The organism is Agromyces lapidis (assembly GCF_009749405.1).
Classification (GTDB): Bacteria; Actinomycetota; Actinomycetes; order Actinomycetales; family Microbacteriaceae; genus Agromyces; species Agromyces lapidis.
The window spans coordinates 18,638-34,874 of sequence record NZ_WBIQ01000009.1; the positions used below are offsets into that span (position 1 = coordinate 18,638).

The 16,237-nt window shown below is 71.6% G+C and carries 18 protein-coding genes; 12 read left to right on the forward strand and 6 right to left on the reverse strand.

All coding sequences use genetic code 11. From position 1 onward, the window contains the following. Positions 1-27 precede the first annotated feature (27 nt). Positions 28-1,266 (reverse strand): metal-dependent hydrolase family protein, encoded by a 1,239-nt coding sequence (locus tag GQQ93_RS14585; protein ID WP_157424972.1) that lies wholly within the window; start codon positions 1,264-1,266, stop codon positions 28-30. Further along, complete coding sequence (locus GQQ93_RS14590) at positions 1,266-2,750, reverse strand: peptide MFS transporter (protein WP_157424973.1); 1,485 nt, start codon at positions 2,748-2,750, stop codon at positions 1,266-1,268. The genes GQQ93_RS14585 and GQQ93_RS14590 overlap by 1 nt, the downstream gene beginning before the upstream one ends. A 161-nt stretch (positions 2,751-2,911) precedes the next feature. On the opposite strand from GQQ93_RS14590, the gene GQQ93_RS14595 reads away from it, so the two are divergent. Continuing rightward, positions 2,912-4,114: a M24 family metallopeptidase gene (locus tag GQQ93_RS14595; RefSeq protein ID WP_170296214.1), complete on the forward strand. Its 1,203-nt coding sequence runs from the start codon at positions 2,912-2,914 to the stop codon at positions 4,112-4,114. Next, positions 4,111-4,983: an alpha/beta fold hydrolase gene (locus GQQ93_RS14600; protein ID WP_170296215.1), complete on the forward strand. Its 873-nt coding sequence runs from the start codon at positions 4,111-4,113 to the stop codon at positions 4,981-4,983. The genes GQQ93_RS14595 and GQQ93_RS14600 overlap by 4 nt, the downstream gene beginning before the upstream one ends. 12 nt (positions 4,984-4,995) lie before the next feature. Here the strand turns inward: GQQ93_RS14600 and GQQ93_RS14605 are convergent, their stop codons facing one another. Next, positions 4,996-5,151 carry a hypothetical protein gene (locus GQQ93_RS14605; protein ID WP_157424976.1) on the reverse strand — a complete coding sequence of 52 codons (156 nt, stop codon included), beginning with the start codon at positions 5,149-5,151 and terminating at the stop codon, positions 4,996-4,998. Between the two features lie 209 nt (positions 5,152-5,360). Between GQQ93_RS14605 and GQQ93_RS14610 the strand changes: the two genes are divergently transcribed. Further along, positions 5,361-6,848, forward strand: a complete 1,488-nt coding sequence (locus GQQ93_RS14610; protein ID WP_170296216.1) for an HNH endonuclease signature motif containing protein — start codon at positions 5,361-5,363, stop codon at positions 6,846-6,848. 117 nt (positions 6,849-6,965) lie between these two features. Here GQQ93_RS14610 and GQQ93_RS14615 read toward each other — a convergent pair whose 3' ends face one another. After that, entirely contained in the window at positions 6,966-7,907 is a 942-nt protein-coding gene (locus GQQ93_RS14615) for a LysR family transcriptional regulator (protein ID WP_157424978.1), read from the reverse strand. A gap of 72 nt (positions 7,908-7,979) precedes the next feature. On the opposite strand from GQQ93_RS14615, the gene GQQ93_RS14620 reads away from it, so the two are divergent. The 6 genes from GQQ93_RS14620 to GQQ93_RS14645 all read left to right on the forward strand — a co-directional run bounded on the left by GQQ93_RS14620 (position 7,980) and on the right by GQQ93_RS14645 (position 12,802). After that, entirely contained in the window at positions 7,980-8,945 is a 966-nt protein-coding gene (locus GQQ93_RS14620; protein WP_157424979.1) for an EamA family transporter, read from the forward strand. Positions 8,946-9,091: 146 nt separating this feature from the next. Then, positions 9,092-9,733: an HD domain-containing protein gene (locus GQQ93_RS14625; protein WP_157424980.1), complete on the forward strand. Its 642-nt coding sequence runs from the start codon at positions 9,092-9,094 to the stop codon at positions 9,731-9,733. A 43-nt stretch (positions 9,734-9,776) separates the two neighbouring features. Next, on the forward strand, positions 9,777-10,568 hold the full coding sequence (locus GQQ93_RS14630) for an aminoglycoside adenylyltransferase domain-containing protein (RefSeq protein WP_157424981.1): 792 nt from the start codon (positions 9,777-9,779) through the stop codon (positions 10,566-10,568). 125 nt (positions 10,569-10,693) lie between these two features. Next, complete coding sequence (locus GQQ93_RS14635) at positions 10,694-11,104, forward strand: hypothetical protein (RefSeq protein WP_157424982.1); 411 nt, start codon at positions 10,694-10,696, stop codon at positions 11,102-11,104. Positions 11,105-11,139: 35 nt separating this feature from the next. Then, the gene (locus tag GQQ93_RS14640) at positions 11,140-11,646 is read left to right on the forward strand and encodes an ASCH domain-containing protein (RefSeq protein ID WP_157424983.1); all 507 of its coding nucleotides are present in this window, start codon (positions 11,140-11,142) and stop codon (positions 11,644-11,646) included. 256 nt (positions 11,647-11,902) lie between these two features. After that, positions 11,903-12,802, forward strand: a complete 900-nt coding sequence (locus tag GQQ93_RS14645; protein WP_157424984.1) for a trypsin-like serine protease — start codon at positions 11,903-11,905, stop codon at positions 12,800-12,802. A gap of 15 nt (positions 12,803-12,817) precedes the next feature. Here GQQ93_RS14645 and GQQ93_RS14650 read toward each other — a convergent pair whose 3' ends face one another. After that, entirely contained in the window at positions 12,818-13,384 is a 567-nt protein-coding gene (locus GQQ93_RS14650; protein WP_170296217.1) for an SGNH/GDSL hydrolase family protein, read from the reverse strand. A 389-nt stretch (positions 13,385-13,773) separates the two neighbouring features. On the opposite strand from GQQ93_RS14650, the gene GQQ93_RS14655 reads away from it, so the two are divergent. Continuing rightward, on the forward strand, positions 13,774-14,016 hold the full coding sequence (locus tag GQQ93_RS14655; protein ID WP_157424986.1) for a hypothetical protein: 243 nt from the start codon (positions 13,774-13,776) through the stop codon (positions 14,014-14,016). 59 nt (positions 14,017-14,075) lie between these two features. On the opposite strand, the gene GQQ93_RS14660 is transcribed toward GQQ93_RS14655, so the two are convergent. Further along, complete coding sequence (locus GQQ93_RS14660) at positions 14,076-14,525, reverse strand: DUF3995 domain-containing protein (protein ID WP_157424987.1); 450 nt, start codon at positions 14,523-14,525, stop codon at positions 14,076-14,078. A 219-nt stretch (positions 14,526-14,744) separates the two neighbouring features. On the opposite strand from GQQ93_RS14660, the gene GQQ93_RS14665 reads away from it, so the two are divergent. Together GQQ93_RS14665 and GQQ93_RS14670 are read left to right on the forward strand one after the other, a co-directional pair. Beyond that, positions 14,745-15,401 (forward strand): hypothetical protein, encoded by a 657-nt coding sequence (locus GQQ93_RS14665; RefSeq protein WP_157424988.1) that lies wholly within the window; start codon positions 14,745-14,747, stop codon positions 15,399-15,401. Then, positions 15,398-16,171 (forward strand): PspA/IM30 family protein, encoded by a 774-nt coding sequence (locus GQQ93_RS14670; protein ID WP_157424989.1) that lies wholly within the window; start codon positions 15,398-15,400, stop codon positions 16,169-16,171. Before GQQ93_RS14665 ends, GQQ93_RS14670 begins: the two co-directional genes overlap by 4 nt. Positions 16,172-16,237: the final 66 nt, after the last annotated feature.

The window sequence follows — 16,237 nt, forward strand, 5'->3', positions numbered from 1 at the left end:
CTATGCCGCGCGCGTCGCCCGCCGCCGTCACACGACGAGCGCTCCGCCCTTCACCACGGCCGCGACCTCGGTGAAGCGGTGCACGTCGTCGAGGTGCGCGCCGGGCACGGCGACGAGGTCGGCGTAGCGGCCGGGCGCGAGGGCACCGACATCCATCGACCGGCCGAGGCAGTCGGCCGCCACGGACGTCGCGGACTGCAGCGCCTGCATCGGCGTCATGCCGAACTCGACGAACTCGGGCAGCTGTCCGGCGTTGAGCCCGTGCGGGAAGACGATCGCGTCGGTGCCGTACGCGATGCGCACCCCGGCCTCGATCGCGAGTCGAACTGACGCACGGGCCGACTCGCCCACGAGCGCGGTCTTCTCGCGAACGCCCGCCGGGTAGCCGTCGAGGTCGCCGTGGGCGTCGTCCCACTGCAGCAGGTAGGTGGTCGGCACGTAGTACGTGCCGTGCTCGAGCATGGCCGACATCGCGGCCTCGCCGAGCATGGTGCCGTGCTCGATGGTGCGGGCGCCCGCACGGATGGCCCGGAGCGCGCCCTCTTCGCCGTGCGCGTGCGCGGCGACGTAGAGGCCGTACAGCGCGGCCTCGTCGACGCACGCCCGCAGCTCGGCCTCGGTGTACTCGGGCGCGCCGGGCACGGTGCCCGCGGCGTAGACGGCGCCGGTCGCGATGACCTTGATCACGTCGGCGCCGCGGTGCGCGATGCGGCGCACCGCCGACCGCACCTCGTCGACCGAATCGGCCACGCCGAATCGGAACGACCGCGGCAGCTCGATGTCGACCGCGAGGTCGGTGATCTCGCCGCCGCCCGACGAGCACGTCACGTAAGCGCCGGCGCACACCATGCGCGGACCCTCGCAGATGCCGGAGTCGATCGCGTCGCGCAGGTCGCAGTCGACGAAGGCGCGGAAGCTGCCGACGTCGCGCACCGTCGTGAACCCGGCGCGCAGCGTGGCACGGGCGTTGCGCACGCCGAGCAGCGCATCGCGGGCGGGCGAACCGGTGAGGTACGGGCTGTAGCTGCCGCGCTCGAGCTCCCCGACGAGGTGGGTGTGCAGGTCGATGAGGCCGGGCGCGACGAGGTGGTCGCGCAGGTCGAGCACCTCGTTGCCGCTGCCGTGGCGCGAGGCCGACCAGGGCTCGACGGCGGCGATCCGCTCGCCGTCGAGGACGATCGCGTGGTCGGCGAGCACCTCGCCGGTGATCACGTCCGCGACGGCGCCGGCGCGGATGACACTGATGTGGTTCGTCGTGGTGGTCATCACAGCACCTCCACACCGTCGGTCGTGCCATCCGTCGCGATCAGTCGCTTGCCGAACGCGAACCGCACGAAGATCATGGCGACCGCCACGACGGCGCCGACCACGGCGAAGGCGGCGAAGTAGGCGGTCTCGTTCTCACCGGGCGAGAAGCCCTCGCCCGCGACGCCCGCTGCGGCGATGCCGATCGCGGCGCCCAGATAGTGCAGCGAGAGCATGCGCGTCTCGAAGCCGGCCGGAGCGACCGCGCTCGCGAGCGACAGGCCCGACGGCGACACCACCACATCGGAGGCGCCGAAGACGAACACGATGACGACGAGCACGATGATCGGCGTGAGCTCGCCCGTGCCCGAGGCCGCGGCGAGCCATCCCATCGCGAGTGCGCAGCCACCGAATGCGATGGCGAACTTGACCGCGAGCGACGGCTGGCGGTCGCCGAGAGCGCCCCACAGCGTCGCGAGGATCGGCGCGACGATGATCGTGCAGAGCGGCGCGATGCCGAGCACGGTCGACGGCGGCAACTCGATGCCGAAGACGACGCGGTCGGTGCTCGCCTCGGAGTGGATCGCGACCGTCGTATAGAGCTGCTGGTAGAGCATCGCGAACACAGCCGTCGCGCCGAAGAACGGCAGGTAGTGCAGGACTCGCCGCTTGTGCTCGCGGTCGAGGTCGCGCCGAGAGAACAGCTTCACGAACATTCCGGCGGCCAGCACGAGCGCGCCGAGTCCGACGATCGTCGACGGGTTCGATCCCGCCGCGACGGTGCCGATGATCGCCGCGACTCCGAGGGCGACGGCGAGGATCGGCCAGGCGAGCGCCCAGCCCTTCACGCCGTGGCCGTGCACGACGGGCGCGGTCGCCTCGGTGGAGCGGCGGAAGGGCAGGTACACGAGCAGCCCGATGAGGATCGCGACCGCCGAGGCGAGGAAACCGAGGCGGAATCCGACCTCCGACTGCAGCACTCCCGTGAGGGTGATGCCGACGAGGGCGCCGCCCGCGCTGCCGAGGTAGTAGACGGTGAAACCCGACTCGCGCTTCGATTCATGCGCGTTCAATGTGCCGCCGAGCACAGCGCCCTCGCTGACCCACATCGAGGCGGCGCCGAACGCGATGGCGATGAGGCCGGTCGCGAGACCGACCTCGCCGGGCACGGCGGCGAGCACGAGGTACCCGGCGAGCGCGAGCACCGCACCCCAGCGCAGGCCGCGGCCGGCGCCGAGCACGTTGTCGGCGAGCCAGCCCATGAAGATCGTCGCGAGGAACGTCGCGGCGCTGTACGTCGACACGATCGCGATCGCCACGTCGGTCGACAGCGCGAGGCCGCCCTCGGCGACGGCGAAGTACACGTAGTAGACGAGGATCGTCTGCATGCCGTAGAAGGCCAGTGCGTCGAACGCGGCGAAGCCGGCGACCGGGTACATGGTGCGCGGCAGTCCGAAGAACGTTCGCTGCGTCGGTGGGGCTGTCGGCGGGCTGCTGACGGTCATTGCGCCTCCATTGGAGCATCGGGGCCGCGGCGCGGCATCGGGGGTTGCCGAGAGTCAATCCGATCGTGATCGGCGCAGGTTTCGACATCCGTGGAAGTTCGCGCGCTGATCTGCGACGGATGTCGCAGGCGCGACCGCCGCCTCACGGCGACGATGGTCGGGTGACCAACGACGCCACCGAACTCCCCTTCACCCGTGCAGAGTACGACGATCGGCTCCGCCGTCTGCGCCGCGCCATGGCTGACACCGACGTCGACGTCGCGATCATCACCGCGCCCGACACGATGGCCTGGCTCACCGGCTACCGCAGCCGTTGGTACCGCCAGCACACCTCGACGTCGATGCCGCCGGCGCAGTGCATCGTCGTGCACGTCGAGGAGGGGCATCCCTTCATCATCGACGCCGGCTACCACGAGGAGCTCGCCCGCACCTCGACCGTGCTCGACGACATCCGCACCCTGCCGACCTCGAGCGAGACGCATGAGGCCTCGCTCGACGACTACGTGTCGTTCCTCGCCGAGCAGCTCCGCCCGTGGGCGGGCAGCCGCGTCGGCCTCGAGCGGTGGAGCTGCATCCCGAGTCCCGCGGTCGCCGACGTCGTCGACGCCATGCTCGAGGGCATCGGATGCCGGGTGGTCGATGTCACGCTGCCGTTCCGCGGCATCCGGCGTCTGAAGAGCCCCGCCGAGCTCGCGAAGATCGAACTCGCCCAGGCGGCGTGCGACGCCGGCATCCGCGCGATCCTCGCCGAGGCCACGCGCGACACGACCGAATTGGAGGCGTGGGCGCTCTACTCGCTCGGTATGGTGCGGGCGGGCGGCGAACCCGCCGTGCTGCATGAGACCGTCGCGGCCGGATCGTCGGTCTCGGCGCTGCACCGGCTGAGCGGGCGAACCCGACTCGGCTCAGGGCCGGTCGTGCACCCCGACATGGCGTCCGCGGTCGACGGCTATCACGCCCGTGCGACCCGACCGCTGATGTTCGGGGGCGTCTCCGACGAGAGCCGACGGCAGATCGCCATCGCCGCGGGGTCGTACGAGGTGGTCGCCGAGCACGGCACCGTCGGAGCATCCTGGCGGGGGCTGCTGACCGCGCTGCGCCGGTACTTCGTCGAGGCCGGGGTGTCGCCGGGTGCGGAGGGCGGCGTCGGCGGGTACGAGCTCGGGCTCTCGGTCGCACCCGGTGACTGGGTCGGCGAGTTCGCGTGGGCGATGGACGACGAGCGCGACGACGTGATCGAAGCCGGGCTCGTCACGAACTTCGAGTCGTGGACGTCGCTGATCCTCGTCGACACCGTCGTGTTCGAGGCATCCGGCCCGCGATTCTTGTCATCATTGCCGCGCGACGTGCTGGAGTTCGCGTGAATGCCCCCTGGACGCGGCAGTTCGACCTGCCCACCGCGACCGGATCGATCCGCGTGCGCGAATGGGGCGACCCCGCTGGCCCGCTCGTCGTCTTCCACCACGGCACGCCGAGCAGCTCGATCGCCGTGCCCGGCGGCTGGGCCGGGCCCGCGACCGCCGGCGTGCGGCTGTGCTCGTACGATCGCCCCGGCTACGGCGGCTCGCCGTCGACACCGGGGCGCACCGTCGCGGATGCCGCGGAGTGGAGCCGGCTCATCGCCGACGCGTGCGGGGCCGACCGCTTCGCGGTGATCGGCACCTCGGGCGGCGGACCGCACGCCGTCGCGACGGCGGCGCTGCTGCCCGATCGCGTCACGGCGCTCTGCGTCGACGTGGGGCTCGGGCCCGCCGGGTTCGGGTTCGACGGCGCGACGGAGATGGTGGCCGAGACGGTCGCCGAGATCTCGGCCGCCCGCGATGGTGATGCCGTGCTGCGCGAGCACCTGAGTTCGCTCGGCGACGGCGCTGACGCACTCGTCGACTGGTTCGAGCGGCTGCCCATGAGCGACCGCGAGGTGCTCGGCCGGCCCGAGGTGCAGCACGAAGAGGCCGTCGAGGCGACCGAGTGGGGCGCGCACGGCATCGACGGCTGGGTCGACGACGACCTCGCACTGTTCGCGAGGGAGTGGTCGTTCGACCCGAACAGAGTACGAGCGGCGACGCGACTCGTCTATGGCGGCGCCGACGTGCTCGTGCCCGCCTCGCACGGGCGCGCGTGGCTGATGCTGCTGCCGCACGCGGAGTTGCAGGTGGTGCCCGACGGCGGGCACTGGATGCGCGACCACGAGGTCGAACTGCTGCGATGGTGCGGGGCGGCGGTCGCCGTGTGAGGGGCACGTGCGTCAGCGTTCGGTCGGGACCGCGTAGAGCGAGGCATCCGCTGCCGACCACATGAAGACCCCGGCCGTCGCCACCGACAGCCCGAAGGGGATCGCGAGCAGCACGGCCGCCGTCTCGTCGCCGGACCCTGCGCGCGGAGTCGCCCATCGCCATGCCACCCGATTCAGATTCTGCCCCCATGCTGGCCCCGATCTCGTCGGATCGTCAACGGCGAGGCACGTCGGCCCCGGGTTCGATGGCGGATGTCGCGGCGCGCGACTTCTCCTCCACAGGGCGATTTGCGTCCGAACCATCCATAGGCAGAATGGCCGATCGTCAGCCATTTCCGACGCGCTGGAATGTCGGTGGGTGCGTGCAGGATGGAGACATGGAAGAGCCCCCGACCACCGCGCAGTCTGCGCAGTCTGCGCATGCGGCGCAGTCTGCGCATGCGGCGCAGTCTGCGCATGCGGCGCAGTCCGCGCTGCATGCGTTGCACGCGCTGGCCGCCCTCGAGCGCGACGTGGCGACGCTCCGCGAGGCGTGGGCCGGTGCGATGCCGGCATGGGGTGCGAACTTCGGGGCGGCGCAGGTCGACCTCGAGCAGATGAGCGATCCGGGCCTCGTGCGGGTCACCGATGCGCCCGCAAAGACGCGGCGCGACATCGACGCCGTGCTCGCCCGCGCCGCCGCAGAGGTCGCGAGACGATCCGGGCCCGAGTTCGGCGAGACCGGGCTCGCGAAGGCACAGGGATTCCACAATCCGACGCGGCTCCTCGCCGCGTCCACCGGGGCGTCGCGCACCGACGCGCAGCGGCTGATCGCCGTCGGTACCGCAACCGCCGAGCGGCCGACCTTCAGCGGCGAACGCGCGCCCTCACGGCATCCGCATGTGGCCGCCGCCCTCGCGACCGCGGCGATCGGACTCGAGGCGGCCTCCGCGATCACGTCCATGCTCGATCGTGCCTGGGCGCGGGCGGAGGCGTCGAGGGTCGACATCGTCGAAGCGGCGCTCGTCGACCTGGCGGCGCAGGTACCGCTCGAGACTCTCATCCGCGGAGTTCGCGAGGCCGAGGCGCGCCGCGATCCCGACGGCGGCGAACCCCGCGACGACGAGCTCCGCTCCGAGCGCTCACTGACGATGCGCGAAGACCGTCACGGCATGGTTCACTTGCATGCCCGACTCGACCCCGAGAGCGCTGCACCGGTCAAGGCCGCGATCGAGGCGCTCGTCAGCGACGCGCTGCGCCGACGCGATCCGGCCGGCGACCCCGCACCGGTCGTCGACGACCAGCGATCGATCCCTCAGATCCAGGTCGACGCGCTCGCCGCGCTCGCCCGCCACACGCTCGGGTGCACGCAGACCCTCGCGCCGCTCGCGAAGACCACGGTCGTCGTGCGGGTCGACCTCGACACGCTCGTGAACGACCTCGGGCATGCCCGCATCGACGGGCTCGACCAGCCCGTCTCGGCGTCCACGGCTCGCCGCATGGCCGCCGATGCCGAGCTCATCCCGGCCGTGCTCGGCGGCGAGAGCCTCCCGCTCGACCTCGGAAGAGCCGCCCGACTCTTCACCAGAGCGCAGCGCCTCGCCCTCGGCGAGCGCGACGGCGGCTGCGCCTCCTGCGGCCAGAACATCGCCTACGTCGAGGCGCACCACATCGACTGGTGGCAGCGAGATACCGGCCCGACCGACCTCTCGAACGGGGTGATGCTGTGCAGTTTCTGCCACCACCGCATCCACCGCGACGGGTGGCGGATCGACGCGGGCCCGAGCGAGGTGTGGTTCATTCCGCCACCGCACATCGACCCCGACCAGCTGCCCAGGCTCGGCGGGCGGGCGCGATTCGAGCTGCGCGAGAATCGGGCGGCGTGATTGCGTGCGGTTGCGACCGGTGGCTCCTGTGCGCCGAGTGCGCTGCGCTCCTGGGCGCGGCTTCCTTCGATCGCGCGCGGATGTCGCGGACTCGCCGAGCCGACCTCAGTGCCCAGGTCAGGTCATGGCGGCCGCCGACTCGGTGGCGACGCTGCGCACCGCGTCGAGCACCACCTGCAGCGCCGGCGAATCCGCTTGACTGCGCCGATGCACCGCCGAGACCCCGCGCGTCGAGGCGGGCCGTACCGTCGGAATCGCCACGAGATCGTCATGCAGCACCGGCCGCCCCATCCGAGGCACGAGTGCTACCCCGAGGCCGGCGCGCACGAGCTCGAGGTGGTTCTCGAACTCCATCGATTCGTGCACGATGCGCGGCGCATTCGAGACGCCGTCGAACAGGCGTCGCAGCCACTGCCGGCAGATCGTCGAGTCGAAGGTCGCGATCCACTCCTCGTCGGCGAGATCGACGGGTTCCAGTTCAGTGCGCCCGGCCAGCCGATGGTCGCGTCGCACGATCACGTCCGCGACATCCGTGAACAGGGGCGTCTCGACGAGGTGATCGGGCATCGCGAGGGCGACGCCGCCCCATCGGTGCACGATACCGAGGTCGCGCTGCCCCGACGCGACGAGCGCGATGGTCTCCCACGGCTCGCTCTCGCGCATCGGCACCCGCAGCTCGGGATGCTCCGCGCGCAGGCGCGGCAGCACCTCGACGAGGAGGCCGCGCACCGCGGTCGAGAACGCGCCGATGCGCACCTCGCCCGTGACCCTGCGGTCGGCGCTCCCGGTGCCACCGCCGCCGGCGAGGTGCAGGTCGGCCTCGAGGCGCTCGAGGTCGGCGAGCACGGTCGCCGACGAGGTGACGAGCTGCCGCCCGGCATCGGTGAGCACGACGCCGCGGCCGGCGCGCTCGAGCAAGGAGACGCGGGTGCCGCGCTCGAGCCGCTTGATCTGCTGCGACACCGCCGAGGGCGTGAAGCCGAGCGCGTCGGCTGCAGCCGCGACACTGCCGTTGGTGGCCACGGCGCGCAGCGCGACCACGGCCTCGAGATCGATCATGCAGCGATGCTACCGAATCAGAGATAGAAATCATCGCTGGTGTTTCCGGGTTCCCCGCGGTGAGGTGGAACCATGACGAGACGCGACATGCTGCTGGCCGCCATGGTTGCGACGCTGTGGGGCGTCAACTTCGTCGTGATCGACTGGGGCATGAAAGGCATCCCACCGCTGTTCTTCGTCGCGGTGCGATTCGCCCTCGTCGCGCTCGCGGTGGTCGTCGTGCCCCGTCCGCTCGCGAGCTGGAAGACCGTCGTCGGCGTCGGCCTGTTCATGAGTCTCGGCCAGTTCGCCCTGCTCTACACGTCGATCGCGCTCGGGCTGCAGCCCGGCATCGCGGCCCTGCTGCTGCAGGCGCAGGTCGTGCTGACGATCGTGGTGGCGGCGCTCGCCCTGCGCGAGCGCCCGAGCCGCATGCAGACGATCGGCGCGCTGGTCGGCACCGTCGGGCTCGGCGTCGTCGCGCTCGGTCGCGGCGGCGACGCACCGGCGATCGCGGTCGTGCTGTGCCTGCTCGCCGCGCTGTCGTGGGCGATCGGCAACGTCATCTCGCGCAAGGCCGGCCCGGTCGCTCCGGCGAAGCGCTTCGGCGCGCTGTCATTGACGGTGTGGTCGTCGCTCGTCGTGCCGCTGCCGGCGCTCGCGCTGTCCGCACTCATCGAGGGCCCCGACGCGATCGCCGGGGGCATCGCGGCGTTCGGCTGGCGCCCCATCGTCTCGACGCTCTATACGGCGGGGCTCTGCACCCTCGTCGGCTACGCGATCTTCAACGCGCTGCTCGCGCGCAATCGCCCGGCGTCGGTGGTGCCGTGGGTGCTGCTCGCGCCGGTGGTGGCGATGGCGTCGGCGGCGCTGCTGCTCGGGCAGATCCCGAACGTGTGGGAGACCGTCGGCGGGCTGGTGCTCGTCGCCGGGGTGTTCGTCGCGAACGCGCCGCTGCGGCGGCGCGCGGCGTCAGCGCTTGCCGCCGTCGACCCACCTCGTGTGCGCGCGAAGCCCGTGGAAGACGCCCTGACGGATCACCACGTAGAGAAGCAGTAGGCCGATGACGGTTGCAAGAATGATTGCCGCCCATGACGCGACCGTGACAAGAATCAACTGCTGTTCGACATCCACAACTGCCACCGTAGTGGCCCGAGGACTTCGCGTCCGACGCGTGTCCCGAGCCCCGAACGGAGGAGGACGCATTGCCCGATCGCCCCCGAGGCATCCCATCGGATACCGCGGCGGGTGCCGCACTGCTCGCGATCGCGCGAGGCGAGCGCGTTCCGTCGCACGCGATTCGCGAGCGCGGCCTCGTCGAGGCTGTTCCCGAGCTCGCCGCACTCGCGACGACCCCACAAGATCCGGAGTGGCATCCCGAGGGCGACGTACTCGTGCACTCATTGGGGGCGGCCGATCTCGCGGCCGCATACGCCGTCGAGCACGGGGTCGACGACGACCGCCGCGCGCTGCTCGTGTTCGCCGCGCTCTTCCACGACATCGGCAAGCCCGACACCACCCGCCGCAGAGACGGGCGCATCATCTCGTACGGCCACGCCGAGCGCGGCGCCCAGGTGATCCGGTCGATGGGGCGACGGCTGCGGCTCCCCCAGCCGCTCGTGATCGCGGCCGCCGCCATCGCCGAGACCCACATGGCGCCCGCCTCGGTGCAGGGCGAGCCCTCGGCGCGGGCGGTGCGCCGGCTCCGAGCACGTCTCGAGGAAGCCGGCACCTCGCTCGACGACTGGGCGGTCGTCGTGCGCTGCGACGGCGAGGCGCGCGGCTCGGCGGCGCGACCGGATGCCTCGGTGCCGTGGTTGCGCGTCGCGGGCACGCTCGATTGCTGAGACCCGGTTCCGAACCGTCGCCACCGCTTGCTAGCGTGGCCGGATGGAGGAGCAGCTCGCACCCGTCCTCGACCACCTCGACCGGGCCGACCCCGGCGAGATCGTCGGCGTCTACCGGTACGGCTCGGCCGAGTCGGGCGGGCTCCGCCCCGACAGCGACCTCGACGTCCTCGTGCTGACACGGCGCGCGCTCACCGCCGACGAGCGCGCGGCGCTGACGCGGGCACTGCTCGACGCGTCGAGCGGTTCGGCGCACCCTCTCGCGCTGTCCGACGGCAGCACGGGCCGCCCGCTCGAGCTCACGTGCGTGATCGTCGACGAGCACCGACGGTGGCCGGTACCGGCCGAGCACGACTTCCAGTACGGCGAGTGGCTGCGCGCCGACATCGAGGGCGGGCAGACGCTGGAGCCGACCAACGACCCCGACGTGCCGATCCTGCTCGCGACGGCGCAGACCGCGCACCGGGTGCTGCGCGGTCGCCCGCTCGCCGAGGTGCTCGACCGGGTGACGCAGGCGGAGCTGCGCGAGGCGATGCTCGCGAGCATCCCCGACATCCTCGGCGAGATCGTCGGCGACGAGCGCAACACGCTGCTCGCCTTCGCCCGCATCGTCACGACGCTGCGCACCGGCGAGATCGTGCCGAAGGATGTCGCGGCCGCGGCGGTGGCGGCCACGCTGGAGCCGAGCGACCGGGCACTGCTCGACCGCGCACGGGCGGGCTACCTCGGTGAGGCCGACGACGACTGGACCGGCCTCGGCGACGAGGTCACCGCGCTCGCCCACACGCTCGCGGCGCAGGCGCAGCGACTCGCAGCGGCCGACGGGATCGCGTAGCGGTATCAGGCTCTCGCGACCACATAGATGCTCGCGACGCGAGCGGGCCGACACCCGGGTGTAGCCTGCGAGCACCGCTGCGACCGGGCCTCGGCGCATCGAACCCCGCCACCGAGGAGCGACCCGTGCGCCTACGTGCCGTCGACATCGTCGACGTCTTCGTCTACCTCGTCGTGCTCGGGCTGTTCACCCAGTTCTTCCCCGCCGTCATCGCCGAGTCGTTCATCGTCTCGCTGCTCACGGCGGTGCTGTTCAAGGTCGCGCTCGAGGTCATCGCGGTCTTCAAGACGCGCATCCTCGATCGGGTGCGCACGTCGCGCACGCCCGCGCTCAAGACGCTGAACGCGGCCCATCTGCTGCTGCTCGGAGCGGGCAGCAAGTTCCTCATCCTGTGGCTCACCGGCCTGCTGTTCGGCGACGCGGTGCAGCTCGGCGGGTTCTTCTCGGTCACGCTGCTCATCATCGTGCTCATGGTCGCGCGTCTCGGCATCCGCCTGCTCATCGACGGCACCCGACCGCGCGACGGGAGCGCGTAGCCGCACGCGGCGAAGCGGCCTGCCACACTGGCAGGATGCCGAACGCACCGATCGACCACGACGCCGCGCTCACGATGTGGGCCGAGTACCGCGCCGCGCACCCGACGGTCGCGACCGACGCCGAGGCGCCGTCGGTCGAGCGGTTCGGCGACCACCCCGAGCTGACCGACGAACTGCTGAGGCTCGTGCGCGACGGCACGAAACGCGCGACCGCGACGCTCGTCGCCGAGTTCGAGGCCGAGGGGCAGGCGCTCCCCCGCGTCGGCAGCCACTGGATCGCGTGCGACTCGACCGGCGCACCCCGGGTCATCCTGCGCAGCACCGAGCTGCGCATCGGGCCGTTCACGAGCGTCGACGCGGAATTCGCGTACGACGAGGGCGAGGACGACCGCTCGCTCGACTCCTGGCGCGAGAACCACGCGCGGTACTGGCGACGCACGGCAGACGCCATCGGCATCGAATGGACCGAGCAGCACGAGGTCGTCTTCGAGCGCTTCGACGTGGTCTGGCCGCCCGAGGCCGCGAGCGCCGGGGCGGCGTAGTCGAGGCCCGCGCCGCTCGATCAGCCCACGGGCGAGCGCGCAGACCCGCCCCCAGTACAGGGGAAGCGACGGCCGCCCCGCGCCTCACTCGGGGCCCGCAGATGCCCCGTATCACGCGGGAATGCGGACTTCGAGGGCGGTCAGAGCCCGATGCGGCGCCGCGAACATTGCTCTGACCGGCGCGCGCCCCGAGGTGTAGATTCCGGTCATCGCACCCGGTGGCGGGCGCGGAACGCATCCGAACTGGGGGGTCACGATGCGAGACATCGACGAAGCTGTGGCGCGCTCGCGCGAGGTCGAGGACGAGGTGCTCGGCCGTCCCGACGTGCTGCGAATGGGCGTGGGATATCGCGAGCGGGGAGGCACGACGACCGATGAGGTCGTGATCCGCGTATACGTCGAGAAGAAGCTGCCGCTCGACGAACTGCCCGAGGAGCGGCGGATCCCGGCCGAGGTGAACGGCGTGCCGACCGACGTCATCGAGGCCCGGCCCGTGACCCTGGCCGACGTCAAGGGCTTCAAGGAGCGCCCGGTGCCGTGCGGCCTCGAGATCTCGCTCGTCGGCGCGAACACCGACCTCTACAGCGGCACGAGCGGCTGCTTCGTGAACAAGAACGGCAGCGACGGCGTCTACCTGCTGACCGCGGCCCACGTGCTGAGGAACCTGCACCACCAGATGATGGACGGGATCGTCTACCAGGCCGTGCCCGTCGGCTGGATCAACCGCGTCGCGCTCACGACCGACTCGATCTTCGGCGGCACCGTCGACGCGGGCGTCGCGAAGATGGACAGCGATGTCGGACACACGAACTACGTGTGGAAGATCGGCAACCTCACCGGATCGGCCGACCCCGTGCTCGGCAGTGCGGTCAAGAAGCACGGGCGCACCACCGACTACACCGCGGGCACCGTCAGCGCGGTCAACCTCACGATGGAACTCGAGGGCAAGACGTTCCGCGATCTCATCGAGGTCAGGCCGGATGCCGCGTACCCGACGTTCTGCGACGAGGGCGACTCGGGCTCACCGCTCGTCAACGGCCCGAACCAGATCATCGGCATCGTGATGGCGACCGATCGCTACTACGGCTACGCCTGCAGGATCGACCACGTCTTCGACGAGCTCGGTGTGACGCTCGCCGCCCTGCCGGGCGAGTGAGGCGGTTCGCACGCGTCACCCGGAGCGCAGTTCTTCCGCGATCGCTTCGCCGAGCACTCGCGCGCCCTGCTCAGTCGGATGCAACCCGTCGTACGACATCCCGTCGGCGAACCCGCCGTCGGCGCTGCGCAGGCCGGCCGACGCGTCGACGAACCGCCAACCCCGATCATCGGCGAGCGCCTCGAGTTGCTCGTTGTAGTTCACGGCAGCCTCGGGAAACACGCCCGCCGGCGGAATCGACGAGACAACGACCTCTGCGATGCCGACGGTCGCCACGATGCGATCGAGATTCGCCGCCGTCTCGGTGAACGGAACGCCGAAGGCGAGGTCGTTCGTTCCCGCGAGCACGACGAGCACGTCGGCGTCGTACGCGGTGACCGAGTCGGCCATGAGCGAGGTCTGCGCGCCCCACTCGGCCCAGCCGCCGGCGAACCCCACGCCCTCGTCGACCACGTACGCGGCCCACGACTCGCTGCCGAGGTCGCCGTTCGCGAGGTCGGGGCTGTTCGCATCGGTGATCGAGTCGCCGACGACGGCGAACGTCGCCGGCGTCTCGGTGCGGTCGGGCGAGGCGGATGCCACGGCAGAGCTCGTTCCACCCGTCGGCCCTGGACCCCCGCTCGACGAGCACGCGGCCAGGGCGAGGCACGCCAGCGCTGTTGCGGCGGCCGCGCGCCCGTGCCGCGCGACACGTCTCACCACGCGATCTGCCGAATCGCCCATGCTGCGAGTCTACGAATCAGCGGGCCGACGATCGGGTGAACGCTCGGCGGCCGATGCGCGCCGTGATTCGCGGCCGGTGTCGTCTGCTGCTGGCGGGCGGTCGCCGTCGCCACCGAGAAGGCGCCCGCCGACCGGGACCTCCCCATGGGCAGCCCTGCCCATTCTGGTGCTGCCGCCCCGTCGCTAGCCTCGGGACGAGTCGGCGGGGGCAACCGCTCCTGACGGAACCGCGATGAAGGGGAACACAGATGCGCGCACGAGTGATGAAGGCGTTGGCCGCAGTGGGGCTGAGCGTGGCGATGGTCGCGGGCGGTGCCGCGGTGTCGGCGAGCGCGACGCCCGACGTCTGGTACAAGATCACCGGGTACAGCCAGACCGAATGCCAGCGCATCCAGACCCAGTACCGCGGCTGGGGCGCTCGCATCTGGACCGCCTGCCACTACCGCTCGTACGACCAGAAGTGGGCGTTCTCGTACTACTGGATCAGCTGAGCGATCGGTGGATGCCGCGGTGCATTCGGTCATGACCGAACGCCGCGGCATCCGCGTGCTCAGGCCTGCCGACCCGACGGGCGCCGCGCGCCGAGGATCGCAGCGACCCCGAGCACGACGCAGAGCGGTCGGTAGACCCGCGCGTCGAGGTCGCGGAACCGGTCGCTCGGCTCGGGCAGGCCGAGCACGCGGCAGGCGGCAGGGCCGCCCACGACCGCTCGCGCGAGCAGGGCCGCTCCCGCGGCTCGGCGACCGGCCACGGCGATCGAACGGTCTCCCAGTGCACCACCGGCGACGATGCCGGCCGCCGTCGCGGCGACCGCCACCACCGCTGTCGGCAGCGGCGCCGGCGCGGCATCCGAGCCGACGACCGCCTCGGCGAGCTCGCGGCGGCTGCGGGCCGGCCAGCTCGATCCGCTCGCCCATGCGGCGTGCAGCGCACCGACCCCCACGAGCCCGAGCGCTGCGATGACTCTCGACGTTCCGACGACCGCTCCGGCGAACCTCACGGGTCCAGCCTAGGGGCGGGTGTGCGCCGCCTCACGCTCCGAATTCGCAGTGAGCGCTAGGGCTTCCGGCGAGTCGAGCGTAGATTGCGTTATATCGCGTTTCAGACCTGGCGGCGGCGTCGGGTCACGGCTCGACGAAGGCGGAGACATGAACGTGGATCACGAACGACGGCTCGTCGCGCGCGACGCACTCGGACGCACCGACGGGAGGTGGGAACCGTGGAGGTGCTGCTCTGGATGTTCATCGCGTTCCTGATCTTCGTCGCCGTCTCGATCACGACGGTCGTGCTCGTCCTGCGGGCGATCTACCGGCGGATCCGCCGGAACCGCGCGGTCGCCGCGACGGCGCTGCGCACGCGGGCCGGCTTCAGCCGGGGTCCGCGCCGAAAGGTGCTCGCGCTGCGCGTGCAGCTCGCCGACACGCTCGACAGCGGGCGGGCCGCGATCGATCTCGCCTCGCAGAGCGGCGGAGCGCACGGCGAACTGCCTCGGCTCTTCGCCCGCATCAGGGCCGAGGGCGAGGCGCTCGACCTGCAGCTGCGGCTGCTCGAGAGCGAGACCGACACTGCGGTGCTCGCGGGCGAACTGCCGCTCGCCGCCGATCGCGTCGAGCAGGTCGGCGCTCTCGTGCGCCGCCTGCGCGCTGCGGTCGCTTCGGGCCTCGCCGGCTCCACCGACGACACGCTCGGCACCCTCCACTCCGAGATGGAGCGGGAGGTCGCCGCGCTCGCCGCCGGGGTTCAGGAGCTGCAGCGCCTCAACCGCCGCGACGAGGTCGTCGCACCGCCCAGGCCGCCGGCACGACCGCAGACGCGTCCCGCGAGCGCCGTGCGCCGCCAGAATCCGACGTTCGACCTGAAGGAGAACCGACCATGAGCGACAACACCTCGCGCGTCCGCACCATCTTCCGCAGCAAGACCAAGAAGGCCCTCGACAAGATGGAGGACCCGCGCGAAACCCTCGACGACAGCTACGAGCAGCAGCTGAAACTGCTTCAGCAGGTGCGCCAGGCGGTCGCCGACGTCGCGACGGCGAAGAAGCGCGTCGATCTGCAGGGGCAGGAGATGGGCACCCGGTACCAGCGCCTCGGCGAGCAGGCCCGCGAGGCGATGGCGCAGGGGCGCGAGGACCTCGCCCGGGCGGCCCTCGAGCGTCGGGCCCTGCTCGAGTCCCAGGTCGCAAAGCTGCAGGACCAGTACAGCGCGATGCAGCAGCAGACCGCGCAGCTGCAGCAGCGCGAGCGCCAGCTCTCCGAGCAGGTCGCCGCGTTCCGCATCGAGAAGGAGACGATCAAGGCGACCTACACCGCCTCCGAAGCGCAGGTGAAGGCGAACGAGGCCGTCGCCGGCATCGGGTCGAGCATCGACGACGTCGGCGCCAGCCTCGAGCGCGCACGCGACCGGGTCTCGCAGATGCAGGCGCGCGCCGCCGCGACCGACGAACTGCTCGCGAGCGGGGCGCTGAAAGATCTCACCGCCGCCCCCGACGCCGACATCGAGCGCCAGCTCGCGGTGCTCTCGGCGAAGGCCGAGGTCGACCGCCAGCTGCAGGCGATGAAGCAGGACGCTCCGTCGGGTCGCAGCTCGCAGCAGCATCGCGAGGGCCCCGACGGGTGGTTGAGCATCGGGCAGGCGCCGAGCCAGTAGCGAATCGCGGGGGTTGCCCCGCCGCCGTCCGGGCTGCCACGATGCCAGAAACCTGACGTGACAGGA